This window comes from Salmonella enterica subsp. diarizonae (genome assembly GCF_008692785.1).
In the GTDB taxonomy this organism is placed as follows: Bacteria; Pseudomonadota; Gammaproteobacteria; order Enterobacterales; family Enterobacteriaceae; genus Salmonella; species Salmonella diarizonae.
In genome coordinates this window covers 337,937-361,903 of the sequence record NZ_VXJV01000005.1, presented here as the reverse complement: position 1 = coordinate 361,903, position 23,967 = coordinate 337,937, and the positions used below count along the sequence as shown (strand labels likewise).

Here is a 23,967-nt window from a genome sequence, read left to right as displayed (position 1 = left end):
CCATGCAAGAGCAATACCGCCCGGAAGAGATAGAATCCAAAGTACAGCTTCACTGGGATGAGAAGCGCACATTTGAAGTGACCGAAGACGAGAGCAAAGAGAAGTATTACTGCCTGTCGATGCTTCCCTATCCTTCTGGCCGACTACACATGGGCCACGTACGTAACTACACCATCGGTGACGTGATCGCCCGCTACCAACGTATGTTAGGTAAAAACGTGTTGCAGCCTATTGGCTGGGACGCGTTTGGCCTGCCCGCGGAAGGCGCGGCGGTGAAAAACAACACTGCGCCGGCGCCGTGGACATACGACAACATCGCGTACATGAAAAACCAGCTCAAAATGTTGGGCTTTGGTTATGACTGGAGCCGCGAACTGGCGACCTGCACCCCAGAATACTATCGCTGGGAACAGAAATTCTTCACCGAGCTGTATAAAAAAGGCCTGGTGTACAAGAAGACCTCTGCCGTTAACTGGTGTCCGAACGATCAGACTGTTCTCGCCAACGAACAGGTGATCGACGGCTGCTGCTGGCGCTGCGATACCAAAGTTGAGCGTAAAGAGATCCCACAGTGGTTTATCAAAATCACCGCTTACGCAGACGAACTGTTGCGCGATCTGGATAAGCTGGACCACTGGCCTGATACCGTGAAAACGATGCAGCGCAACTGGATTGGCCGCTCTGAAGGCGTGGAAATCACCTTCGACGTGAAGGGTTACGATAACACGCTGACCGTCTATACCACCCGTCCGGATACCTTTATGGGCGCCACTTACCTGGCGGTGGCCGCCGGTCACCCGCTGGCGCAACAGGCCGCCGCGAACAACGCCGAGCTGGCGGCGTTCATCGACGAATGCCGTAACACCAAAGTGGCCGAAGCCGAAATGGCGACCATGGAGAAAAAAGGCGTCGACACCGGCTTTAAAGCGATTCATCCGTTAACCGGCGAAGAGATCCCGGTCTGGGCGGCAAACTTCGTGTTGATGGAGTACGGCACCGGCGCGGTGATGGCCGTTCCGGGTCACGATCAGCGCGACTACGAATTTGCCTCCAAATACGGTTTGACCATCAAGCCGGTTATTCTGGCTGCCGACGGTTCCGAGCCGGATCTTTCCGAACAGGCGCTGACCGAAAAAGGCGTGCTGTTTAACTCCGGCGAGTTCGACGGCCTGGCTTTTGAAGCGGCGTTTAACGCCATTGCCGATAAGCTGGCGGAAAAAGGCGTTGGCGAACGTAAAGTGAACTACCGTCTACGCGACTGGGGCGTTTCCCGTCAGCGCTACTGGGGCGCGCCGATCCCGATGGTTACCCTGGAAGACGGCACCGTGATCCCGACGCCAGAAGATCAACTGCCGGTGATCCTGCCGGAAGACGTAGTCATGGACGGTATCACCAGCCCAATCAAGGCCGACCCCGAGTGGGCGAAAACCACCGTTAACGGTATGCCTGCGCTGCGTGAAACCGACACCTTCGACACCTTTATGGAATCGTCATGGTACTACGCGCGTTACACCTGCCCGCAGTATCAGGAAGGGATGCTGGATTCGAAAGCGGCAAACTACTGGCTGCCGGTCGACATCTACATCGGCGGTATTGAACATGCCATCATGCACCTGCTCTACTTCCGCTTCTTCCATAAGCTGATGCGCGATGCGGGCATGGTCACCTCTGACGAGCCGGCTAAACAGTTGCTGTGTCAGGGCATGGTACTGGCGGATGCGTTCTATTATGTCGGCGAGAACGGCGAACGTAACTGGGTTTCGCCAGTTGACGCTATCGTCGAGCGCGATGAAAAAGGCCGCATCGTAAAAGCAAAAGACGCAGCGGGTCATGAGCTGGTCTACACTGGCATGAGTAAAATGTCCAAGTCCAAAAATAACGGTATCGATCCGCAGGTAATGGTTGAACGTTATGGCGCGGACACGGTACGCCTGTTTATGATGTTCGCTTCTCCGGCGGATATGACTCTGGAATGGCAGGAGTCCGGCGTAGAAGGCGCAAACCGCTTTATTAAACGCGTCTGGAAGCTGGTTTACGAACACACCGCTAAAGGTTCTGTCGCGGCGCTGAACATAGATACGCTGAACGACGATCAAAAAGCGCTGCGTCGCGATGTGCATAAAACCATTGCCAAAGTGACCGATGATATCGGCCGCCGTCAGACGTTCAACACCGCCATTGCGGCGATTATGGAACTGATGAATAAACTGGCGAAAGCGCCGCAGGACAGCGAGCAGGACAGAGCGCTGATGCAGGAAGCGCTGCTGGCGGTCGTGCGTATGCTTAACCCGTTCACGCCACACGTCTGCTTTACCTTGTGGCAGGCGCTGGAAGGCGAAGGCGATATTGATAACGCGCCGTGGCCGGTGGCGGACGATAAAGCGATGGTCGAAGAGTCCACGCTGGTTGTGGTACAGGTAAACGGTAAAGTGCGCGGAAAAATCACCGTACCGGTAAATGCTACCGAAGAACAGGTACGCGAGCGCGCAGGCCAGGAACACCTGGTGGCAAAATATCTTGATGGCGTTACCGTGCGTAAAGTGATTTACGTTCCGGGTAAACTCCTCAATCTGGTTGTTGGCTAAGCGCGGGAGGAAGCGTGCGATATCTGGTAACACTGTTGTTATCTCTGGCGGTGCTGGTCACCGCCGGATGCGGCTGGCATCTGCGTAGTACTACGCAGGTCCCGGCTTCAATGAAAACGATGATCCTCGATTCAGGCGATCCGAACGGTCCGCTAAGTCGTGCGGTACGTAATCAGTTACGGCTGAATAACGTAAACCTGCTTGATAAAAACACAACGCGCAAAGACGTTCCGTCTCTGCGACTTGGAACGGTGACTATTTCGCAGGATACGGCGTCAGTGTTCCAGGACGGCCAGACGGCGGAATATCAGATGGTAATGACCGTCAACGCCTCGGTATTGATTCCGGGCCATGACATCTATCCTATCAGCACGAAAGTGTACCGTTCGTTCTTCGATAACCCGCAAATGGCGTTGGCGAAGGATAACGAGCAGGCCATGATTGTTCAGGAGATGTACGACAAAGCCGCTGAACAGCTCATTCGTAAGCTGACCAGCGTCCGCGCGGCGGATATTCAGGCGACAAAAGAGGAGGCTACCGCAGACAATGAGACGGCGGCACCCGCCTCTACGCCAGCACGCGTTTCCACTACGCTGAGTAACTAATGATCAGGTTATATCCTGAACAACTCCGCGCGCAGCTCAAAGAAGGGCTGCGCGCGGCATATCTGCTATTGGGCAACGATCCGCTGCTATTGCAGGAAAGCCAGGACGCTATTCGTCTGGCGGCTGCATCGCAAGGATTCGAAGAGCACCACGCTTTTACTCTCGATCCCAGTACCGACTGGGGATCGCTTTTCTCACTCTGCCAGGCGATGAGCCTGTTCGCCAGCCGTCAAACGCTGGTGCTGCAACTGCCGGAAAACGGGCCTAACGCGGCAATGAATGAGCAACTCGCCACGCTGAGCGGCCTACTGCATGACGACCTGTTGTTAATAGTGCGCGGAAACAAGCTCACCAAAGCGCAGGAAAACGCCGCCTGGTATACCGCACTGGCAGACCGGAGCGTTCAGGTCAGTTGTCAGACGCCGGAACAGGCGCAACTTCCCCGCTGGGTTGCCGCCAGAGCGAAAGCGCAGAATTTGCAACTGGATGACGCCGCGAACCAACTGCTGTGCTATTGCTATGAGGGCAATCTGTTGGCGCTGGCACAGGCGCTTGAACGACTGTCGCTGCTTTGGCCTGACGGTAAGTTAACGCTTCCTCGCGTGGAGCAGGCCGTCAATGACGCCGCCCACTTTACCCCTTTCCACTGGGTGGATGCGTTACTGATGGGGAAAAGCAAACGCGCGCTGCATATCCTGCAACAGCTACGCCTTGAAGGCAGCGAGCCGGTCATTCTACTGCGTACGCTCCAGCGAGAGCTGCTGCTGCTGGTAAATCTCAAACGTCAGTCCGCCCATACGCCGTTACGCACGCTGTTTGATAAACACCGGGTCTGGCAAAACCGTCGCCCCATGATCGGCGACGCGTTGCAGCGTCTCCATCCTACACAGCTTCGACAGGCCGTGCAGTTACTGACGCGTACGGAAATTACGCTCAAACAGGATTATGGTCAGTCAGTATGGGCAGAGCTTGAAGGGCTATCGCTCCTGCTTTGCCATAAGGCGCTGGCAGACGTATTTATTGATGGGTGATATGAAATCGTTACAGGCTTTATTCGGCGGCACCTTTGATCCGGTGCATTATGGACATCTTAAACCTGTTGAAACGCTGGCGAATCTGATCGGCTTATCGCGGGTGATTATTATGCCTAACAATGTGCCGCCGCATCGCCCCCAGCCGGAAGCCTCCAGCGCGCAGCGTAAATATATGCTGGAGCTGGCTATCGCCGATAAGCCGCTTTTTACGCTGGATGAACGCGAGCTACAGCGAAACGCGCCCTCTTACACTGCGCAAACGCTGAAAGAATGGCGCGAAGAACAGGGTCCCGAAGCGCCGCTGGCGTTTATTATCGGCCAGGACTCGCTGCTTAACTTCCCCACCTGGCATGATTACGACACCATCCTCGATAACACTCACCTGATCGTTTGTCGTCGTCCGGGCTACCCGCTTGAAATGACGCAGGCGCAACACCAACAGTGGCTGGAACAGCATCTGACCCATACGCCGGACGATCTGCACCAGTTGCCAGCCGGTAAAATTTACCTGGCGGAAACGCCCTGGCTTAATATTTCCGCGACCCTCATCCGCGAACGGCTGGAAAAAGGCGAATCCTGCGACGATCTGTTGCCAGAAAACGTGCTGAACTACATCAATCAGCAGGGGCTATACCGGTAAGCACATTGCGCAACGCCGACAGCAGACGCTCGTTTTGCGCAGCGCTGCGTATCGCCACGCGGTAATAGCGGCTGTCCAGCCCCGGATAGTTAGCGCAGCTACGGATTAAAATCCGCTGCGTCAGCAACCGTCGCTGCAGGTCAATATCCTCTCGCTCACAGCGTAACAACAGATAGTTCGCCCGCCCGGGATAAACCGTCAACAGCGGGATCTGACAAAGCGCCTGATAAAACCGGGTGCCCTCCTCCCGTAACCAACGCCAGGTCGCCTGCTGCCAGGCGCTATCCTGTAACGCTACCTCACCGGCAAGCGCCGCCAGCGCGTTAACCGACCACGGCATTTGTTGGCGACGCATCCGCGCCACCGCCGCGTCATCACTGTTGACGAGATATCCCAGCCGCAGGCCGGGAATGGCATAAAACTTGGTCAGCGAACGCAGCACCCAGATATGCGGATTATCTTTAAGAACAGGAATAAAGCCCGTCTCATGCGGAATAAAATCGATAAACGCTTCATCCAGGATCAGATGAATATTCAGCGATTTGCAGCGATCGGCAATGGCCTGCAATAACTGACGCTCCGGCAGCAGGCCGGTAGGATTATTGGGCGTACACAGAAACAGGCAGTCCAGATCGGGCGTCAACGCCTCAAGAATGGCATCGGTAAGTTGCCAGCCATCCGCTTCGCGTAGAGACCAGCGACGAATTTCACAGCCAATTTGCGCCAGCGCCCGACCATACTCCGCGAAACCTGGCGTGACAATCATCGCATGACGCGGTTTAAGGCCGCTCGCCACGGTAAAGATTGACTCCGTCTCGCCATTTCCCGCCAGTATCCACGATGCCGGCACCTGATGATGACGCGCCAGCGCCTGGTGCAAATGAAAATAATCGACATCCGGGTAGCGCTCAATGCAATCCAGATTGTCGATAAGCGCGCGTTTCACGCTGACAGGCATACCCAGCGGATTAATGTTTGCGCTAAAATCCAGTAACTGGTCAGGCGAGATGCCCAACACCGTCGCGGCTTCCCGAATGTTACCGCCATGCGCGCTGTTGAATAACGCCATTATGCCTCCGGCCAAAAAAGGCTATTTTAGTGAAAAAAACGTTGCGCAATCAGGGCCATTATCATGTTTTGCGCATTTAACCATCATGAGGGATACCATGCGATTGTGGCTGGTGCGTCATGGCGAAACCGAGGCCAATGTCGCCGGGTTGTATAGCGGACATGCTCCAACGCCGTTAACGGAAAAAGGGATTGGCCAGGCGAAAACGCTACATACCTTATTGCGCCACGCGCCATTTGACAGGGTGTTATGCAGCGAACTGGAGCGCGCGCGCCATACCGCCCGGCTCGTACTGGAGGGCCGGGATGCGCCGCAACACATCTTACCTGAGCTTAATGAGATGTATTTCGGCGACTGGGAAATGCGCCATCACCGCGACCTCACCCATGAAGATGCCGAAAGCTATGCCGCCTGGTGTACGGACTGGCAGAATGCGGTTCCGACCAATGGCGAGGGTTTTCAGGCTTTTACCCAGCGCGTAGAGCGCTTTATCTCGCGACTCGACGCGTTCAGCGATTGCCAGAGCCTGCTGATCGTCAGCCATCAGGGCGTACTCAGTCTGTTGATTGCCCGCCTGCTCGCGATGCCCGCCGCCTCGCTATGGCATTTCCGGGTAGAACAGGGATGCTGGAGCGCAATCGACATATGCGAAGGGTTCGCCACCCTGAAGGTATTAAATAGTCGTGCCGTCTGGCGGCCTGAGTGATGAATTTTCCGTTTTTTCTCGCCGCAGCGGTTTCGCCCATTGACAGCCCCCGACAGGCTGTTATTCTCCGCAGCCAGGCTATTTTCACCTTTCAGAGCTTTGCAGAAATTGTTTTACAAAAATGGCGATGCTTTCTGTGACGTGGGATGGGATGATAATCTGGTTTTAAACGCCGATCCGGTGACATAAGTCCCGGTATCGCCGCTGATTCAGGTATACTACACGGCGTCCCGCCGGAAGGTTAGCGTTAACCTCGCAACGCCTTACCGGTCCAGCCTGTTGGCCTTTTTTCTATCGTTATAACGCAATTATTCACCCAGGGGGAAAACTTGCAGGGTAAAGCACTCCAGGATTTTGTTATCGACAAAATTGATGACCTGAAAGGTCAGGACATCATCGCCTTAGATGTTCAGGGTAAATCCAGTATCACCGACTGTATGATTATTTGTACCGGCACCTCCAGCCGTCACGTTATGTCTATTGCCGACCACGTTGTGCAGTCGTCGCGCGCGGTCGGTATGCTGCCGTTGGGCGTCGAAGGCGAAAATGCGGCTGACTGGATTGTCGTCGATCTGGGCGATGTGATTGTGCATGTCATGCAGGAAGAAAGTCGCCGCCTGTATGAACTGGAAAAACTCTGGAGTTAATGCGTGAAGCTGCAACTTGTCGCTGTCGGCACGAAAATGCCCGACTGGGTTCAAACGGGATTTATGGAATATCTGCGTCGTTTTCCGAAAGACATGCCCTTTGAACTGATCGAAATCCCTGCGGGCAAACGCGGCAAGAACGCGGATATCAAACGCATTCTCGACAAAGAGGGCGAGCAGATGCTGACCGCCGCCGGTAAGAATCGCATTGTTACCCTGGATATTCCAGGCAAGCCGTGGGATACGCCGCAGTTAGCCAATGAGCTGGAGCGCTGGAAACAGGACGGGCGCGACGTCAGTTTGCTGATTGGCGGGCCGGAAGGATTATCTCCCGCCTGCAAAGCGGCAGCGGAACAGAGTTGGTCGCTCTCGGCGTTAACGCTCCCTCACCCGCTTGTTCGGGTTCTGGTCGCGGAGAGTTTATACCGGGCGTGGAGCATCACGACCAACCACCCTTATCACCGTGAGTGATCGTGAAGTCTTGAGAAGATTAAGCAGCGGATGAAACGACAAAATTCTTTTCGTGACTATACGGCTGAGTCCGCACTGTTTGTGCGTCGGGCGCTGGTCGCCTTTTTGGGTATTTTGCTGCTGACCGGCGTACTGATCGCCAATTTGTATAATCTGCAAATCCTCCGTTTTACCGATTACCAGACCCGCTCGAACGAAAACCGTATCAAGCTGGTGCCAATTGCGCCAAGCCGCGGAATAATCTACGACCGTAACGGCATTCCCCTTGCGCTGAACCGCACTATCTATCAGATTGAAATGATGCCGGAAAAGGTGGATAACGTTCAGCAAACGCTGGATGCGCTACGCAGTGTGGTCGATTTAAACGACGACGATATCGCCGCCTTTAAAAAAGAGCGCGCCCGCTCGCATCGCTTTACCTCTATTCCGGTGAAAACGAACCTGACGGAAGTTCAGGTCGCGCGCTTTGCCGTTAACCAATACCGTTTTCCAGGCGTCGAAGTCAAAGGCTATAAACGCCGCTATTATCCATACGGATCGGCGCTGACTCACGTTATCGGCTACGTATCGAAAATCAATGATAAAGACGTCGAGCGCCTCGACAGAGAAAACAAACTGGCGAACTACGCCGCCACCCATGACATCGGCAAGCTGGGCATTGAGCGCTACTATGAAGATATTTTGCATGGGCAAACCGGTTATGAAGAGGTTGAAGTCAACAACCGCGGTCGCGTTATTCGCCAGCTCAAAGAGGTGCCGCCGCAAGCAGGGCACGATATCTACCTGACGCTGGATCTCAAACTCCAGCAGTATATTGAAACGCTGCTGGCAGGCAGCCGCGCGGCGGTAATTGTCACCGATCCGCGTACCGGCGGCGTGCTATCGCTGGTATCCATGCCAAGCTACGACCCTAACCTTTTCGTGGACGGCATCTCCAGCAAAGATTACTCCGGGCTGCTTAACGATCCGAACACGCCATTAGTGAACCGCGCGACCCAGGGTGTCTACCCACCGGCCTCTACCGTTAAGCCTTACGTCGCCGTATCGGCCTTAAGCGCTGGCGTCATCACCCGTAACACCAGTCTTTTCGACCCTGGCTGGTGGCAGTTGCCGGGCTCTGAGAAACGCTACCGCGACTGGAAAAAATGGGGCCACGGGCATCTGAACGTCACCAAATCCCTTGAAGAGTCGGCGGATACCTTCTTCTATCAGGTTGCCTATGACATGGGGATCGATCGCCTGTCAGAATGGATGGGTAAGTTCGGCTATGGTCACTATACCGGAATTGATCTCGCAGAAGAGCGCTCTGGTAATATGCCGACCCGCGAGTGGAAACAGAAACGCTTTAAAAAACCGTGGTATCAGGGCGATACGATTCCGGTGGGTATCGGCCAGGGCTACTGGACAGCGACGCCAATTCAGATGAGTAAGGCGCTGATGATCCTTATTAACGACGGCGTAGTTAAAGTCCCGCACCTGTTAATGAGCACCGCGGAAAACGGTAAACAGGTGCCGTGGGTACAGCCGCATGAGCCGCCGGTGGGTGATATTCACTCCGGCTATTGGGAAATTGCGAAAGATGGCATGTATGGCGTCGCCAACCGCCCTAACGGCACGGCGCATAAATATTTTGCCAGCGCGCCCTATAAAATCGCGGCGAAATCGGGCACCGCGCAGGTCTTTGGCCTGAAGGCCAACGAAACGTACAATGCGCATAAAATCGCCGAGCGCCTGCGCGACCATAAATTGATGACCGCTTTTGCGCCGTATAACAATCCCCAGGTCGCCGTCGCGATCATCCTTGAAAACGGCGGCGCAGGCCCGGCAGTAGGTACAATCATGCGCCAAATTCTTGATCACATCATGCTGGGCGACAACAACACCCATTTGCCTGCGGAAAACCCGGTGGTTGCAGCGGCGGAGGACCAATAATCATGACGGATAATCCGAACAAAAAAACCTTCTGGGATAAAATTCATATCGATCCCACGATGCTACTGATTCTGCTGGCGTTACTGGTTTACAGCGCGTTGGTCATCTGGAGCGCCAGCGGCCAGGACATCGGCATGATGGAGCGTAAAATTGGCCAGATTGCGATGGGGCTGGTGGTCATGGTGGTGATGGCGCAGATCCCGCCGCGCGTGTATGAAGGCTGGGCACCCTATCTCTATATCATTTGTATCATTCTGCTGGTCGCCGTTGATGCCTTTGGCGCAATATCCAAAGGCGCGCAGCGCTGGCTCGATCTAGGAATCGTTCGCTTTCAGCCTTCGGAAATAGCCAAAATCGCCGTGCCGCTGATGGTCGCCCGCTTTATTAATCGCGACGTCTGCCCACCCTCGCTGAAAAACACCGCCATCGCCCTGGTATTAATTTTTATGCCTACCCTGCTGGTCGCCGCCCAGCCGGACCTGGGGACGTCTATTCTGGTCGCCCTTTCCGGTCTCTTTGTCCTATTTTTGTCTGGTCTGAGCTGGCGCTTAATTGGGGTCGCCATTGTATTGATCGCTGCATTTATTCCTATTTTGTGGTTCTTCCTGATGCACGATTACCAACGCCAGCGTGTCATGATGCTCCTTGATCCGGAGACCGATCCGCTGGGCGCGGGCTATCATATTATTCAGTCTAAAATCGCCATTGGCTCAGGCGGCCTGCGCGGTAAAGGCTGGCTCCATGGCACCCAGTCGCAACTGGAGTTTTTACCCGAACGCCATACCGACTTTATCTTCGCGGTACTGGCGGAAGAACTCGGTCTGGTGGGCATCCTGATTCTGCTCGCGCTCTATATTTTGCTGATAATGCGCGGTCTGTGGATTGCCGCCAGAGCGCAAACTACATTTGGTCGCGTGATGGCTGGCGGATTAATGTTAATATTATTCGTTTATGTCTTCGTAAATATTGGTATGGTGAGCGGTATTCTGCCTGTGGTTGGAGTACCTTTACCCCTGGTCAGCTACGGGGGCTCCGCACTGATCGTGCTGATGGCCGGGTTCGGGATTGTGATGTCGATCCACACCCACAGAAAAATGTTGTCGAAAAGCGTATAAGGGGTGCGCAATGCGTAAGCAGTTGCCTGTAATCTGCGTCGCGGCAGGGATAGTACTACTCGCGGCATGTACTAATGACGGCGGTCAGCAGCAACCCACCGTCGCGCCGCAGCCTGCGGTATGTAATGGTCCGGCGGTGGAAATCAGCGGAGCGGAACCGCGTTATGAACCTCTGAATCCGACTGCAAACCAGGATTATCAGCGTGACGGTAAAAGTTATAAAATCGTTCAGGACCCGTCCCGCTTTAGCCAGGCTGGCCTGGCCGCTATTTATGATGCGGAACCCGGCAGTAATTTAACCGCCTCCGGGGAGATGTTCGATCCGATGCAGCTTACCGCCGCTCATCCGACGCTGCCCATCCCCAGCTATGCGCGAATTACCAACCTGGCTAACGGACGCATGATCGTCGTACGTATTAACGATCGTGGCCCCTATGGCACCGATCGGGTCATCTCTCTTTCCCGCGCGGCAGCCGATCGTCTGAATACCTCGAATAATACTAAAGTACGGATTGACCCTATTATCGTGGCGCCGGACGGTTCGCTTTCCGGCCCGGGGATGGCCTGTACGACGGTGGCGAAACAGACCTACGCTCTGCCTCCTCGCCCTGATTTAAGCGGCGGCATGGGAAGTGTCTCCTCAGCGCCTGCGCAACCGCAAGGCGACGTACTTCCGGTCAGCAATTCCACATTGAAAAGTGACGATACTACCGGCGCGCCGGTGAGCAGCAGCGGCTTCCTTGGCGCGCCGACCACGCTGGCGCCTGGCGTGCTGGAGGGTAACGAACCGACGCCGGCTCCACAGCCAGCGCCGGTCTCCGCGCCGGTGACGGCTCCAGCGGCTACGGCGACGGTTAGCGCGCCTGCCGCCGCGGCGAGCGGTCGTTTCGTCGTCCAGGTCGGCGCCGTCAGCGATCAAACGCGCGCGCAGCAGTACCAACAGCGTTTAAGCCAGCAGTTCAGTGTACCAGGCCGCGTAATGCAAAACGGCGCGGTCTGGCGTATTCAACTGGGGCCTTTTGCCAGTAAAACGGAAGCCAGCGCGTTACAGCAACGTTTGCAAACAGAAGCACAATTACAGTCCTTTATCGCCAGCGCGCAGTAACATATTGCAGGCATCTGTACTGTCAATTTCTGTAAATGACATTAACAAAGTCACGCGGAAAGTCAGATGCCTGCCAGTTATGCTTTTGCTATAGTAGGGCTCTTTTTTTAATTTCATCACGGACGTCGTAGTTCAGACCATGAAGACCACTTTTTCCGCTCGTTTTATGCAGCGCATGGCGCTCACCACGGCGCTTTGTGCCTCGTTTATCTCAGCCGCACATGCCGATGACCTGAATATCAAAACTATGATCCCGGGTGTTCCGCAGATCGATGCGGAATCCTACATCCTGATCGACTACAACTCCGGCAAAGTTCTGGCGGAACAAAACGCCGACGAACGTCGCGACCCGGCGAGTCTGACGAAGATGATGACCAGTTACGTCATCGGACAGGCAATGAAAGCGGGTAAATTTAAAGAAACCGACCTGGTTACCGTCGGTAATGACGCCTGGGCCACCGGCAATCCGGTATTTAAAGGCTCCTCGCTGATGTTCCTCAAGCCGGGAATGCAGGTACCGGTCTCCCAGTTGATACGCGGCATCAATCTGCAATCCGGTAATGACGCCTGTGTGGCGATGGCTGATTTCGCCGCCGGTAGCCAGGATGCTTTCGTCGGGCTGATGAACAGCTATGTGAACGCGCTGGGACTGAAAAATACCCATTTCCAGACCGTACACGGCCTGGACGCCGACGGACAATACAGTTCAGCTCGCGATATGGCGCTGATTGGCCAGGCGTTAATTCGCGATGTGCCTAACGAATATGCCGTTTATAAAGAAAAAGAGTTCACCTTTAACGGCATTCGCCAGTTAAACCGTAACGGTTTGCTGTGGGATAACAGCCTAAATGTGGACGGCATCAAAACCGGGCATACCAGCAAAGCGGGCTATAATCTGGTCGCTTCCGCAACCGAAGGCCAGATGCGCTTGATCTCCGCCGTGATGGGCGGACGGACCTATAAAGGCCGTGAAACAGAAAGCAAAAAACTGCTGACGTGGGGCTTCCGTTTCTTTGAAACCGTTAATCCGCTGAAGGCTGGTAAAGAGTTCGCCTCTGAACCCGCCTGGTTTGGTAATACCGATCGCGCCTCGCTGGGCGTCGATAAAGACGTTTACCTGACGATCCCTCGCGGCCGCATGAAAGATTTGAAAGCGAGCTATGTACTGAATACTGCGGAACTGCACGCGCCGCTGCAGAAAAACCAGGTGGTCGGCACCATCAACTTCCAGTTGGACGGCAAAACCATCGAGCAGCGTCCGCTAGTCGTACTGCAAGAGATCCCGGAGGGGAACTTCTTCGGTAAAATCATTGATTACATTAAATTAATGTTCCATCACTGGTTTGGATAAAAATTGAACGCTTGAAAGTGTGATTTTCGTCCCCATATACTATGCATCAGTAAAACTCCCGTCCTGTGGCGGGAGTTATTATTTTTTTACGTAATGCCGGAGCTGACATGAAAACCAAACTTAACGAACTGCTTGAATTCCCTACGCCATTTACTTACAAAGTAATGGGGCAGGCGTTACCTGAGCTGGTTGATCAGGTGGTTGAAGTGGTACAGCGCCATGCGCCTGGTGATTACTCTCCGACGGTAAAACCGAGCAGCAAAGGCAACTACCACTCGGTCTCTATCACCATTAACGCCACCCATATTGAACAGGTTGAAACGCTGTACGAAGAACTGGGCAATATTGATATCGTACGAATGGTATTGTAATACATCCAGACGGTTACCCGGTCTTATCCGGGTAACTCCTCGCCTTCCCCGCTGTGATATACTTTCCTCTCTTTTTTCATTCTCTACGGAGATGCCGTTTTGTATCAGGATAAAATCCTTGTCCGCCAGCTCGGCCTTCGGCCCTATGAGGCTATCTCTCAGGCCATGCATGACTTTACCGATATGCGCGATGAAAACAGCAATGATGAAATCTGGTTGGTTGAACATTACCCGGTGTTTACCCAGGGCCAGGCCGGTAAAGCGGAACATATATTGATGCCTGGCGATATTCCCGTTGTGCAGAGCGATCGAGGGGGGCAGGTGACCTATCATGGTCCGGGCCAACAGGTGATGTACGTTTTACTTAACCTGAAGCGACGTAAACTGGGCGTGCGTGATTTAGTCACCCTACTCGAACAGACCGTGGTGAATACGCTGGCTGAAATTGGTATTGAGGCGCATCCGCGCGCCGATGCGCCGGGCGTCTACGTGGGTGAAAAGAAAATCTGCTCGCTGGGTTTACGTATCCGTCGCGGCTGCTCCTTCCACGGTTTAGCACTAAACGTTAACATGGATCTTTCCCCTTTCTTACGTATCAACCCGTGTGGTTATGCCGGAATGGAAATGGCCAAAATAACGCAATGGAAGGAAGACGCTACCACGGATAATATTGCGCCCCGCTTGCTGGCGAATATTTTAGCCCTGCTAAATAATCCACCGCATGAATATATTGCCGCTTAATGAGTAAAATATAATGGCCCAAGAAATTTATGGGTCATTAATCATATATGATTTGAATACTTTACTTCTCCCCTCGCTTTCTATATTTTCGTTATATCCCTGCTGTACCCGCCAGGCGGCATGGTCTCTTCAGTCCTCACGATGAGGCATTTTCCGTGAGCAAAATATCGACCTTGCTGTTACTTACCTTATTGAAATGACTAAAGATATATTCATTAGAGCAATTTTTAAAGCAACTTATAAATGCAAGATATGTTATTTCATCTATTATTCATAATACGAATAAATTCGGAGCCAGAGCGTGAGTGATAATAATCAGACAGAAAGACAGCCTGCCGATCAACACCTACAAGACAAACCGCAAATTTTCAGAACACTGAGAAATATCGACCTCAATCTATTGACGATTTTCGAAGCCGTGTATGTCCATAAAGGGATCGTCAATGCAGCGAAAATTCTTAATTTGACGCCGTCAGCTATCAGCCAGTCCATTCAAAAATTACGGACCATATTTCCCGATCCGTTGTTTATTCGCAAAGGCCAGGGCGTAACGCCCACGACGTATGCTACGCATCTGCACGAATACATCAGCCAGGGGCTGGAGTCTATTCTTGGTGCCCTGGATCTTACGGGCAGCTATGATAAGCAACGCACCATTACGATTGGCACGACGCCTTCGGTCGGCGCGCTGGTGATGCCGGTGATTTATCAGGCCATCAGGACGCGTTATCCTCAGCTTTTGCTGCGCAATATTCCGGTAGACGATGCCGAAAGCCAGCTTAGCCAGTTTCAGACCGATCTCATTATCAATACCCATAGCTATAACAACCGGAGCATTCAGCATCACGTCCTGTTTAGCGATACGCTTGAGATTGTCTGTCGCCAGCATCACCCGTGTCTGGCGAACGCCATTACTGAAGAGAAACTGAACAACGCGGATCACACCTTTCTGATGCTGGAGGGACAAAATCTTTCCCTACTGCGCCAGCGGCTGCAGGAGACATTTCCCGATCAGCAAATCAGTTTTAGTAGTTACAATATTTTTACCATTGCCTCGCTGATCGCCAGCAGCGATCTGCTGGGTCTGATGCCCACCCGCTTCTACACCTTATTTAGCCGCTGCTGGCCGCTTGAACGCCTTCCCTACGTGCCGGTGAATAGTGAACAGGTCGAGTTCTCGCTGCATTACAATAAACTGAGTCTGCGCGATCCGGTGCTGGAGAACGTCATTGATATTATTCGTGAGGCGTTCTGACAAAAATGTTGCATTCAGGTCACGGAAGAGATGGGCAAACAGCACAAAACAACAACTATTTTACATTTTGCCGGGCTGTCAGGCTGCTTTATGGCCCTTATCAATGATATACTGCGTGTCACAAATTCAAAAATAGTTGATAAATACAACTTTCCCTTGAATTGAAACGCTTTCTTCGTTATTCGCAACTGGAACACGCACGCTATGAGTAAACCCATTGTGATGGAACGCGGTGTAAAATACCGCGATGCCGATAAGATGGCTCTTATCCCGGTAAAAAATGTGGTCACAGAGCGCGACGCTCTGCTACGTAAACCGGAATGGATGAAAATAAAACTTCCGGCGGATTCTACCCGTATCCAGGGCATCAAAGCCGCAATGCGCAAAAATGGCCTGCATTCTGTCTGCGAGGAAGCGTCTTGCCCGAACCTGGCTGAATGTTTCAACCACGGTACCGCCACGTTTATGATCCTCGGCGCCATTTGCACCCGCCGCTGTCCGTTCTGTGATGTCGCCCATGGCCGCCCTGTTGCGCCGGATGCGGAAGAGCCGCAGAAACTGGCGCAAACGATCGCCGACATGGCGCTACGCTATGTGGTAATCACCTCTGTCGACCGTGACGATCTGCGTGACGGCGGTGCCCAGCATTTTGCTGACTGCATCACCGCCATCCGAGCCAAAAGCCCGGAGATAAAAATAGAGACGCTGGTGCCAGACTTCCGTGGACGTATGGATCGTGCGCTGGATATCCTTAACGCAACGCCGCCGGATGTGTTTAACCATAATCTTGAAAACGTGCCGCGTATCTACCGCCAGGTACGTCCGGGCGCCGATTACAACTGGTCGCTGAAATTACTGGAACGCTTCAAAGAAGCGCACCCGCAAATTCCGACAAAATCGGGTCTGATGGTCGGCTTAGGCGAAACCAACGCAGAAATCATTGAGGTTATGCGCGACTTACGCCGTCACGGCGTCACCATGCTGACGCTTGGCCAGTATCTACAGCCAAGCCGCCATCACCTGCCGGTACAGCGTTATGTCAGCCCGGAAGAGTTTGACGAGATGAAAGCGGAAGCCCTGGCGATGGGCTTTACCCATGCTGCCTGTGGTCCCTTTGTGCGTTCTTCGTACCATGCTGATCTACAGGCCAAAGGCATGGAAGTGAAATGATCGTGTAATACACGCTTACATTTCAGGCAGAAAAAAACCGGCAACTCGCCGGTTTTTTACTCTGCAGAGCAAGCGCATCGCGCCATTACTCTTTATGCGAGAGCTTTTCAGCCTGAACGCCGCCGTCAACGTCTTTCTTCACGCCCGCGTCTTCATCGTTCATCGCTTTCTTGAATCCTTTAATCGCCGTGCCCAGGTCTCCGCCCAGCGTACGTAACTTCTTGGTACCAAACAGCAGAACAACCAGTGCGGCAACCACCAGCAGTTTGGTAATACTAATCTCACCCATAGATACCTTCTTCACTAAAAACAGGCTGCGTAACGCGCCGGATTAACCTGAGAATATTAACGGTCTTTCGACGCGCGCACACAATAGCAATCTGTAACAAGGTGAATCAAGCCTTGCGTAAAAAAACATCATAATAATTGCGGTGGCGCAAATCGTCGTTGCTGCAAAAGAGGAAGCTGCTCCCGCACCTGGTCTATTCGTTCTCTGAATATTTCCGCGACGATCAGCGCCGGGCGATCGGCAGCCGCCGCTATCGTTACGCCCAACGGATCGATAATACGACTTTGACCAATATTACGATTACCACACTCCCCGGCCGCAATCATATAGCAGGTGGTATCCAGCGCTCTCGCCGCCAGCAGCGTCGACCACTGCTGCTCTTTCAACGGGCCGCGAATCCAGCCCGTCGGCAGCACCAATACGTCGGCTCCCTGTAAAGCCAGCGCCAGAGCCATGTCAGGAAAGCGCAGATCATAACAGGTCATAAGCCCCACCTTAAACTCTTCGACGTCCAGTACCGGCGCGATAAGGGCTCCGGCATCAATACTTTTAGACTCTTGCATCGAAAACGCATCATAGAGATGCAGCTTCGCGTAACGCGCGACAATATTACCCGCCCGCAACGCCACCAACATATTAACCGCCCGTCCGGGCGTTGACGGGACAGGGACAGTGAATATCGTCGTCATATTATTATGAGCGCTTTCTTCCTGAAGCCGCGTCATAAACGCGCCATCCAGCGGCTGCGCGGCGCGAATCGGCAGGTCAAGATCGATGTCATCTCGCGCTAATATCCCCTCAGGCAGCACCAGAAGCGATACGCCGCGCTCCGCCGCCTGAGACATTAACGAAACGCAGACTTGCGCATTATTTTCCCATACAGGGCTTACGACAAACTGTCCGGCTGCAACGAACATATCACCTCCCACACATCTGTCAGGACTCGCCAATTATGCTTGTTCGGCGTTACACTCCTCCTGTATAGCAATTAAATAAAGGATTCGGCAGTGTTACAGCTTCTTTTAGCAGTTTTTATCGGCGGTGGAACGGGGAGCGTAGCCCGGTGGATGCTAAGTATGCGTTTTAACCCGCTCCATCAGGCGATTCCCATCGGTACGCTAACAGCAAATTTGCTTGGCGCGTTTATTATCGGCATGGGGTTCGCCTGGTTTAACCGCATGACACATATCGATCCGATGTGGAAAGTGCTCATCACTACCGGCTTTTGCGGCGGCCTGACGACCTTTTCTACTTTTTCTGCCGAAGTGGTATTTTTGCTGCAAGAGGGGCGCTTTGGCTGGGCGTTACTGAATGTGCTAATTAACTTACTGGGTTCGTTTGCCATGACGGCGCTGGCATTCTGGCTATTTTCCGCCGCAGCGGCGCGTTAAGCGCAAAAAAACCCGCCGAAAGGGCGGGTTTTGAAATCTTGCTGTCGGACGTATGCTTACAGAGCAGTTACGTTTGCAGCAGAAGGGCCTTTGGCACCGTTAGTGATTTCGAACTCTACGCGCTGACCTTCAGCCAGAGTTTTAAAACCATTGGTCTGGATTGCAGAGAAGTGTACGAACACGTCTTTGCTGCCATCTTCCGGAGTAATGAAACCGAATCCTTTGGATTCATTAAACCACTTAACGTTACCTTTAATCTTAGACATCAAAATTACCTTTACATGAAAAATAGACACAAATGCTGTGTCGGATACCAGTACAACAATTGTGATGCATTTTGTCCAGTCGAACTTTGCGAAAAAGTGATAAATATCGCGTTAATTTTTAGCTAACCCTATCTACTTATTGTTTTTTAAGGATTTTTAATTCACAACAGAAGAATACCATTCCTCGTCAAAACTGGAAACGCATCCAGGCAAAATAGACGTTTCCATTGTTATACGAACCCGGAATGTAGGTCATCTGAAAGGTGGCGGGACCATAGCCTATCGACGCTAAAGGCAACAGCACAGGGATGGGAATATAATGCCAGTTGTCGCGCGCGGTAACGCCTGCGGTAAAGCCCAGTCCCAGACGAAAATTATCGTCTTCCAGCGGTCGCCAAGTTTTTTCCCAGCCATAACCGCCTATGGGTTCCCATTTGTTAAATGAATCTTTAAAGGCCATCATATAAAGGCCATGCCAGTTGCCTTTGTCGTCCCAGCGCGACTGACCAAAACCAACGCCCCACGGCCGCTCGTTATAGCGATCCGTTTTCTCTTTATCGTAGGCAAAGCGCGCATGCCAGGTAATGGCGGGGACATACAAATCATAATGCTCAGGCTGTCGCCACGTTTCTGCAACGTTATCGGTAAACGTGTTAAACCACCCTTTATCCGCCGCAGCGACTGAAGGAATAGCCAGCCATGGCATAACAAGGAGAGCGATAATAAAAAAATGCTTTCTGATGATCATCACAACATACATACCGTTCAAAAATTCGACCGTGATAATAACAACATTAACCTGAATAAAATCTTAACAAACTATAAACAGAGAATAACCTGAGAGAGTATCGGGTTAACGGCGTTTGATTTAGCACTCAGAACCGTCGCGCGCTCCTTACTAAGTTTTCACAAATAACACAAAACAAAGCACAAAAACAAAACAATAAAATAACAATAAATTGATGTTTATAGCACTGCGGAAAATGTCGTATAAACATATTTCATCTTTAGCGGTGACATGAAAAAATAACAGCGCCGTGATTTTAATCAGTAAGGCGCCATCCTTTATTCGGTACATTTTTATACCACTTTTGTGGCTCTTATTTTTTACTCTGGATGTCGATAAGACAGGGGAAACAATGCTAACAGTTATAGAGCTCCTTATCGGAGTCGTCGTTATTGTGGGCGTAGCGCGCTACATCATTAAGGGATATTCCGCCACTGGCGTTTTATTTGTCGGCGGTCTGGTTCTGCTTATTATCAGCGCGCTGATGGGACATAACGTATTACCTGCCAGCGAAACCAGTACTGGCTATACCGCAACCGATATTGTTGAATACATCAAAATTTTGCTCATGAGTCGCGGCGGCGATCTTGGCATGATGATCATGATGCTGTGCGGTTTTGCCGCCTATATGACGCATATCGGCGCGAATGATATGGTCGTGAAGCTGGCATCGAAGCCGTTGCAATACATCAATTCGCCCTATCTATTAATGATTGCCGCCTACTTTGTCGCCTGTCTGATGTCGCTGGCCGTCTCTTCCGCGACAGGACTTGGCGTACTGCTCATGGCCACACTCTTCCCGGTGATGGTAAACGTCGGCATTAGCCGCGGCGCGGCGGCGGCTATTTGCGCCTCTCCGGCCGCCATCATCCTCTCGCCAACGTCTGGCGATGTGGTTTTAGCCGCAAAAGCGGCGGAAATGCCATTAATCGACTTTGCGTTCAAAACCACTCTACCGATTTCCATCGCCGCAATTATCGGTATGGCGATTGCGCACTTTTTCTGGCAGCGCTATCTGGATAAAAAAGAGAACATTTCACATGAGATGCTGGACGTGGCGGAGATTACCACAACTGCCCCTGCGTTTTATGCCCTTTTGCCGTTCACGCCCATTATCGGCGTACTGATTTTTGACGGTAAATGGGGGCCTCAGCTACACATTATTACCATCCTGGTGATCTGTATGCTGCTTGCCGCCGTGCTGGAATTCGTGCGCGGCTTCAATACGCAAAATGTGTTTTCCGGTCTGGAAGTGGCTTATCGCGGCATGGCGGATGCGTTTGCCGGCGTCGTGATGCTGCTGGTCGCGGCGGGCGTTTTCGCCCAGGGGCTGAGCACCATTGGCTTTATCCAAAGTCTGATCTCGATCGCCACCTCTTTTGGCTCCGCCAGCATTATTCTGATGCTGGTATTAGTGATTTTAACCATGTTGGCCGCGATGACCACTGGTTCAGGCAATGCGCCTTTTTACGCTTTTGTTGAGATGATTCCTAAACTGGCGCACTCCTCCGGTATTAACCCAGCCTATTTATCAATCCCAATGCTACAAGCCTCAAACCTGGGGCGCACGATTTCGCCGGTCTCCGGCGTGGTGGTCGCTGTCGCCGGGATGGCTAAAATTTCACCGTTTGAAGTGGTGAAACGCACGTCCGTTCCGGTCATGGTCGGTCTGTTGATAGTCATTATCGCCACGGAAATTATGGTGCCAGGCGCCTCCTCCGCCGTCACTGGCGGCTGATAGTCGGTAAGCGCCGGGGCGAGGTAAAACACCGTCCCGGCATCTTAAGCCTGGCTTAGCCGCCGTGATAAATACGCTGCGGCCTACCCACTTTGCCATGAATAATCTCTGCGACAATCAGGTGCCGACTCGCACAATATTCCAGATAGCGTCGGGACGTGGTGCGGCTTATCGTTAAGGCCTGCGCGACCGTTTCAGCCGTATGGCGTACTGTTGGATCGGCAAACAGCTTCATCACCGCATTAAGGGTTAAGGCATCAATACCCGTCGGCAAATCACCTTTCGGTTCGCCGCGCGCATAGGCGTTGAACATTTCATCTATCTGCTTCTGGCTTGCGCTATCCGCGCTCGCCAGCATACGTCTGCGCTGTTGATAACGGGTCAGCGTCTGCCCCAAACGTTCATAAGCAATAGGTTTGACCAGATAATCAAACGCGCCGCTACGTACCGCTTCCGCTACCGTCTCCATGTCACTGGCAGCGGTCGTAAACACTACGCCGCCAGGATAGCGCGACTGCATTAATTCATGCAGCAGCGTAATCCCCTTCCCATCCGGCAGATAATTATCCAACAGAATTAATCCAGGCTTGAACCGGTCAATCATCATTCTCGCCTGCGCCAGATTGCCCGCCAGCCATATCTGGTTAAAGCCAGGAATATGGCGGATATATTCCGCGTGCATCTCCGCCAGCAGCGTTTCATCCTCAACGATCAATAGGGTTAATGGTTCTGTCATCGTTTTTTTTCACTTTCGGAAGGAATAAAGAAAATAAGGTGCCACAAGGATCATTATCTTCCAGTGTAATGACCCCGCCACAGCGCCCCACATAACTTGCAATCAGATATAACCCGATACCATGCTCACCGGGTTCGTCGGTTCGCGTACTTACGCCCTGTTCAAAAATTTTTTCCCGCAGCGCTTCAGGAACGCCGCAGCCCTGGTCGGCGACCTCTATCACCACCTCGTCGCCCTCGTCGCTCAGGAAAAGTTCGACGGTCTTGTCGCCTTCCTGTGTACGCAAACTTGCTTCAAACGCATTATCCAGCAGATTCCCGACGATAGCGGCGAACTCCGTGCTATCCAGCCCCTCCGGCAGTTGATGTAGCTGGCTGCCGGGAACAATCACCATCTTGAGCCCCAGTTCACGCGCGCGCTGAACTTTGCCAAACAGCAAACCGGCCACCTGACGATCGGCGAAAGCACCACGTAAACTATCAATAAGTTGCTGCTGCGCCTGCGATTCGCCCTGCACCATCTCTCTGACCCGATCATACTCTTTCATTTGCAGCAGGCCGCTCAGGGTCGACATCCAGTTCAGGTGCTCATGGCGTAGCGTGCGCAGACTCTCAACATACTGTTTAATCTGGGTTAGTTGCGCATTCAACGTCGCGATTTCATCCTTGCTGCGAAAACTAATAATAGCGCCCAGCAGTTCCTCGCCGGAACGGATAGCTTCACGATTGGCGATGACGCTCAAGCCATTGAAGTTGGCCATCACATCCTGGCGTCTTTCTGCGATCTGGCAGGTAAAAAAGTCTGCAGGATTGACGACTTCCGCTACCGGCTTACCCAGCCACTGACGCCCCGGCGACGGCAGCCCCAGCATTTTTCTCGCATTGCGGTTAATCGCGGTGATATGTCCCTCCGGATCAACGGCGATCAATCCTTCATAGACCGAACTAAACAGCGCCTCCTGCTGGCGTACCACGCGCGCAATCTGTTTCGGCTCCATGCCCAGCATTTGTCGGCGGATATGCGCGGCGAAAAACCAGGAAAGCAGCATTAATACCACCAGCAACAGTACAAAAACACCCGCCATCGGCAATAAAAAGTCCAGCCGCCAGGAGTCGATTTTACTGACCAGATAGCCAATTGAAACAACGCCGATCACGTTGCCTTCGTTGTCAAAGATGGGCGTTTTAGCGCGCATCGCCATCCCTATCGAGCCCTTGCCGGTAATGAAATAACTTTCTCCTCTTTCCAACGCGCCGGGTTTCGTAAACTGCATGGGATAACCGATTTTTTTCGGATTCGGATGGTAAAGCCGGATCGAGTGGCGATCGCCTATCACCACATAGTCAAAATCCGTCCCGCGCTGTAGTTTATTCGCAATTGTCGCCAGGCGTTTATAGTCCCGGGTTTTTACGGCGGCGATAATGCTGTCGTTAGAGGCAATAATTTTTGCCTGATTCATCGCCATGTCACGAACATGGGACGCCAGATAATCTTCGAAACTGGCAGAAAAATATTGTGCTAGCGCTGCCACGATGAAAACAGAAACCACCAGAATGAGCAGAAAAATACGTAACGGAAACGCGAGTTGCCGAAAAAAAGGAAACAGCTTTTTATTTTTCTGATATGGCATTAAGGTTCCTTATGGGCATTTCACTACGGACTTACCGCAAATGTAATAAAAATGTTTTAATTAACTTGAGGCATATAAAAAGCGATCGTTACAGATTCCCCACATTAAATCAATTAAACAACTAAAACCCACCGCCGGAATGGCGATTAAATTAATTAAAAAACTTAAAACCATAAAACACTTAAAAACCATCTAACGCTTTGTGAAATAAATCAAAATTTACCTCCAAAATACTCCTTACGATGTATACGTCAGAGAGAAAAATAAATAATTCGCAATAAAAACCCTCCCACTCTGACTGAAAAGAAAAAGTTATCAAGTTGCAACACAGCG

At 52.4% G+C, this 23,967-nt stretch carries 24 protein-coding genes; 17 read left to right on the top strand and 7 right to left on the bottom strand.

Annotation, left to right across the window (positions count from 1 at the left end; all coding sequences use genetic code 11):
* The first annotated feature begins 2 nt into the window (after positions 1–2).
* The 4 genes from leuS to nadD are packed head-to-tail and all read left to right on the top strand — an operon-like array spanning position 3 to position 4,864.
* Positions 3–2,585, top strand: coding sequence for a leucine--tRNA ligase (gene leuS / locus F4V72_RS12915; protein ID WP_023246819.1), 2,583 nt, complete (start codon positions 3–5; stop codon positions 2,583–2,585).
* A 14-nt stretch (positions 2,586–2,599) separates the two neighbouring features.
* Positions 2,600–3,190: an LPS assembly lipoprotein LptE gene (lptE, locus tag F4V72_RS12910; RefSeq protein WP_023246818.1), complete on the top strand. Its 591-nt coding sequence runs from the start codon at positions 2,600–2,602 to the stop codon at positions 3,188–3,190.
* A complete protein-coding gene (gene holA / locus F4V72_RS12905) occupies positions 3,190–4,221 on the top strand; it encodes a DNA polymerase III subunit delta (RefSeq protein ID WP_023246817.1) in 1,032 nt (343 codons plus the stop codon). Before lptE ends, holA begins: the two co-directional genes overlap by 1 nt.
* A 1-nt stretch (position 4,222) precedes the next feature.
* Complete coding sequence (nadD, locus tag F4V72_RS12900) at positions 4,223–4,864, top strand: nicotinate-nucleotide adenylyltransferase (RefSeq protein ID WP_023246816.1); 642 nt, start codon at positions 4,223–4,225, stop codon at positions 4,862–4,864.
* On the opposite strand, the gene cobD is transcribed toward nadD, so the two are convergent.
* On the bottom strand, positions 4,839–5,933 hold the full coding sequence (cobD, locus tag F4V72_RS12895; protein WP_023246815.1) for a threonine-phosphate decarboxylase CobD: 1,095 nt from the start codon (positions 5,931–5,933) through the stop codon (positions 4,839–4,841). The two genes, nadD and cobD, sit on opposite strands and share 26 nt — an antisense overlap.
* 97 nt (positions 5,934–6,030) lie before the next feature.
* Between cobD and F4V72_RS12890 the strand changes: the two genes are divergently transcribed.
* From F4V72_RS12890 to lipA, 11 genes are all read left to right on the top strand, one after another.
* Positions 6,031–6,639, top strand: coding sequence for an adenosylcobalamin/alpha-ribazole phosphatase (locus F4V72_RS12890; RefSeq protein WP_023246814.1), 609 nt, complete (start codon positions 6,031–6,033; stop codon positions 6,637–6,639).
* A gap of 329 nt (positions 6,640–6,968) precedes the next feature.
* Entirely contained in the window at positions 6,969–7,286 is a 318-nt protein-coding gene (gene rsfS / locus F4V72_RS12885; protein WP_150342464.1) for a ribosome silencing factor, read from the top strand.
* Positions 7,287–7,289: 3 nt separating this feature from the next.
* Entirely contained in the window at positions 7,290–7,757 is a 468-nt protein-coding gene (rlmH, locus tag F4V72_RS12880; RefSeq protein ID WP_023246812.1) for a 23S rRNA (pseudouridine(1915)-N(3))-methyltransferase RlmH, read from the top strand.
* Between the two features lie 30 nt (positions 7,758–7,787).
* Complete coding sequence (mrdA, locus tag F4V72_RS12875; RefSeq protein ID WP_000828702.1) at positions 7,788–9,689, top strand: peptidoglycan DD-transpeptidase MrdA; 1,902 nt, start codon at positions 7,788–7,790, stop codon at positions 9,687–9,689.
* Between the two features lie 2 nt (positions 9,690–9,691).
* Positions 9,692–10,804, top strand: coding sequence for a peptidoglycan glycosyltransferase MrdB (mrdB, locus tag F4V72_RS12870; protein ID WP_000131713.1), 1,113 nt, complete (start codon positions 9,692–9,694; stop codon positions 10,802–10,804).
* Between the two features lie 10 nt (positions 10,805–10,814).
* A complete protein-coding gene (rlpA, locus tag F4V72_RS12865) occupies positions 10,815–11,909 on the top strand; it encodes an endolytic peptidoglycan transglycosylase RlpA (protein WP_023246811.1) in 1,095 nt (364 codons plus the stop codon).
* Between the two features lie 139 nt (positions 11,910–12,048).
* Positions 12,049–13,260, top strand: coding sequence for a D-alanyl-D-alanine carboxypeptidase DacA (dacA, locus tag F4V72_RS12860; RefSeq protein ID WP_023246810.1), 1,212 nt, complete (start codon positions 12,049–12,051; stop codon positions 13,258–13,260).
* Between the two features lie 107 nt (positions 13,261–13,367).
* Complete coding sequence (gene ybeD / locus F4V72_RS12855) at positions 13,368–13,631, top strand: DUF493 family protein YbeD (protein ID WP_000850547.1); 264 nt, start codon at positions 13,368–13,370, stop codon at positions 13,629–13,631.
* Between the two features lie 99 nt (positions 13,632–13,730).
* Positions 13,731–14,372: a lipoyl(octanoyl) transferase LipB gene (gene lipB / locus F4V72_RS12850; RefSeq protein WP_023246809.1), complete on the top strand. Its 642-nt coding sequence runs from the start codon at positions 13,731–13,733 to the stop codon at positions 14,370–14,372.
* 301 nt (positions 14,373–14,673) lie between these two features.
* Positions 14,674–15,627: a YbeF family transcriptional regulator gene (locus tag F4V72_RS12845; protein WP_136058411.1), complete on the top strand. Its 954-nt coding sequence runs from the start codon at positions 14,674–14,676 to the stop codon at positions 15,625–15,627.
* 204 nt (positions 15,628–15,831) lie between these two features.
* Positions 15,832–16,797, top strand: coding sequence for a lipoyl synthase (gene lipA, locus F4V72_RS12840; protein ID WP_023246807.1), 966 nt, complete (start codon positions 15,832–15,834; stop codon positions 16,795–16,797).
* Positions 16,798–16,882: 85 nt separating this feature from the next.
* On the opposite strand, the gene tatE is transcribed toward lipA, so the two are convergent.
* Together tatE and F4V72_RS12830 are read right to left on the bottom strand one after the other, a co-directional pair.
* Positions 16,883–17,086 (bottom strand): twin-arginine translocase subunit TatE, encoded by a 204-nt coding sequence (tatE, locus tag F4V72_RS12835; protein WP_000503937.1) that lies wholly within the window; start codon positions 17,084–17,086, stop codon positions 16,883–16,885.
* Positions 17,087–17,214: 128 nt separating this feature from the next.
* Positions 17,215–18,003 carry a deaminated glutathione amidase gene (locus F4V72_RS12830; protein ID WP_053508417.1) on the bottom strand — a complete coding sequence of 263 codons (789 nt, stop codon included), beginning with the start codon at positions 18,001–18,003 and terminating at the stop codon, positions 17,215–17,217.
* Positions 18,004–18,093: 90 nt separating this feature from the next.
* Between F4V72_RS12830 and crcB the strand changes: the two genes are divergently transcribed.
* Entirely contained in the window at positions 18,094–18,477 is a 384-nt protein-coding gene (crcB, locus tag F4V72_RS12825) for a fluoride efflux transporter CrcB (RefSeq protein ID WP_000939753.1), read from the top strand.
* A 56-nt stretch (positions 18,478–18,533) separates the two neighbouring features.
* Here crcB and cspE read toward each other — a convergent pair whose 3' ends face one another.
* Positions 18,534–18,743, bottom strand: coding sequence for a transcription antiterminator/RNA stability regulator CspE (gene cspE, locus F4V72_RS12820; protein WP_000034826.1), 210 nt, complete (start codon positions 18,741–18,743; stop codon positions 18,534–18,536).
* 187 nt (positions 18,744–18,930) lie between these two features.
* On the bottom strand, positions 18,931–19,503 hold the full coding sequence (gene pagP, locus F4V72_RS12815; RefSeq protein WP_072162039.1) for a lipid IV(A) palmitoyltransferase PagP: 573 nt from the start codon (positions 19,501–19,503) through the stop codon (positions 18,931–18,933).
* Between the two features lie 379 nt (positions 19,504–19,882).
* Between pagP and dcuC the strand changes: the two genes are divergently transcribed.
* Positions 19,883–21,268, top strand: coding sequence for an anaerobic C4-dicarboxylate transporter DcuC (gene dcuC, locus F4V72_RS12810; protein WP_023182931.1), 1,386 nt, complete (start codon positions 19,883–19,885; stop codon positions 21,266–21,268).
* A 55-nt stretch (positions 21,269–21,323) separates the two neighbouring features.
* On the opposite strand, the gene dpiA is transcribed toward dcuC, so the two are convergent.
* The gene (dpiA, locus tag F4V72_RS12805; protein WP_000138786.1) at positions 21,324–22,004 is read right to left on the bottom strand and encodes a two-component response regulator DpiA; all 681 of its coding nucleotides are present in this window, start codon (positions 22,002–22,004) and stop codon (positions 21,324–21,326) included.
* Positions 21,973–23,634, bottom strand: coding sequence for a sensor histidine kinase DpiB (gene dpiB / locus F4V72_RS12800; protein ID WP_023246803.1), 1,662 nt, complete (start codon positions 23,632–23,634; stop codon positions 21,973–21,975). The genes dpiA and dpiB overlap by 32 nt, the downstream gene beginning before the upstream one ends.
* Positions 23,635–23,967 lie beyond the last annotated feature (333 nt).

Coding starts and splice junctions, on each gene's coding strand:
- leuS (WP_023246819.1), top strand. CDS start 3: ATGCAAGAGCAATACCGCCCGGAAGAGATAGAATCCAAAGTACAGCTT.
- holA (WP_023246817.1), top strand. CDS start 3,190: ATGATCAGGTTATATCCTGAACAACTCCGCGCGCAGCTCAAAGAAGGG.
- nadD (WP_023246816.1), top strand. CDS start 4,223: ATGAAATCGTTACAGGCTTTATTCGGCGGCACCTTTGATCCGGTGCAT.
- cobD (WP_023246815.1), bottom strand. CDS start 5,933: ATGGCGTTATTCAACAGCGCGCATGGCGGTAACATTCGGGAAGCCGCG.
- F4V72_RS12890 (WP_023246814.1), top strand. CDS start 6,031: ATGCGATTGTGGCTGGTGCGTCATGGCGAAACCGAGGCCAATGTCGCC.
- mrdA (WP_000828702.1), top strand. CDS start 7,788: ATGAAACGACAAAATTCTTTTCGTGACTATACGGCTGAGTCCGCACTG.
- mrdB (WP_000131713.1), top strand. CDS start 9,692: ATGACGGATAATCCGAACAAAAAAACCTTCTGGGATAAAATTCATATC.
- rlpA (WP_023246811.1), top strand. CDS start 10,815: ATGCGTAAGCAGTTGCCTGTAATCTGCGTCGCGGCAGGGATAGTACTA.
- dacA (WP_023246810.1), top strand. CDS start 12,049: ATGAAGACCACTTTTTCCGCTCGTTTTATGCAGCGCATGGCGCTCACC.
- ybeD (WP_000850547.1), top strand. CDS start 13,368: ATGAAAACCAAACTTAACGAACTGCTTGAATTCCCTACGCCATTTACT.
- lipA (WP_023246807.1), top strand. CDS start 15,832: ATGAGTAAACCCATTGTGATGGAACGCGGTGTAAAATACCGCGATGCC.
- tatE (WP_000503937.1), bottom strand. CDS start 17,086: ATGGGTGAGATTAGTATTACCAAACTGCTGGTGGTTGCCGCACTGGTT.
- F4V72_RS12830 (WP_053508417.1), bottom strand. CDS start 18,003: ATGTTCGTTGCAGCCGGACAGTTTGTCGTAAGCCCTGTATGGGAAAAT.
- cspE (WP_000034826.1), bottom strand. CDS start 18,743: ATGTCTAAGATTAAAGGTAACGTTAAGTGGTTTAATGAATCCAAAGGA.
- pagP (WP_072162039.1), bottom strand. CDS start 19,503: ATGTATGTTGTGATGATCATCAGAAAGCATTTTTTTATTATCGCTCTC.
- dcuC (WP_023182931.1), top strand. CDS start 19,883: ATGCTAACAGTTATAGAGCTCCTTATCGGAGTCGTCGTTATTGTGGGC.
- dpiA (WP_000138786.1), bottom strand. CDS start 22,004: ATGACAGAACCATTAACCCTATTGATCGTTGAGGATGAAACGCTGCTG.
- dpiB (WP_023246803.1), bottom strand. CDS start 23,634: ATGCCATATCAGAAAAATAAAAAGCTGTTTCCTTTTTTTCGGCAACTC.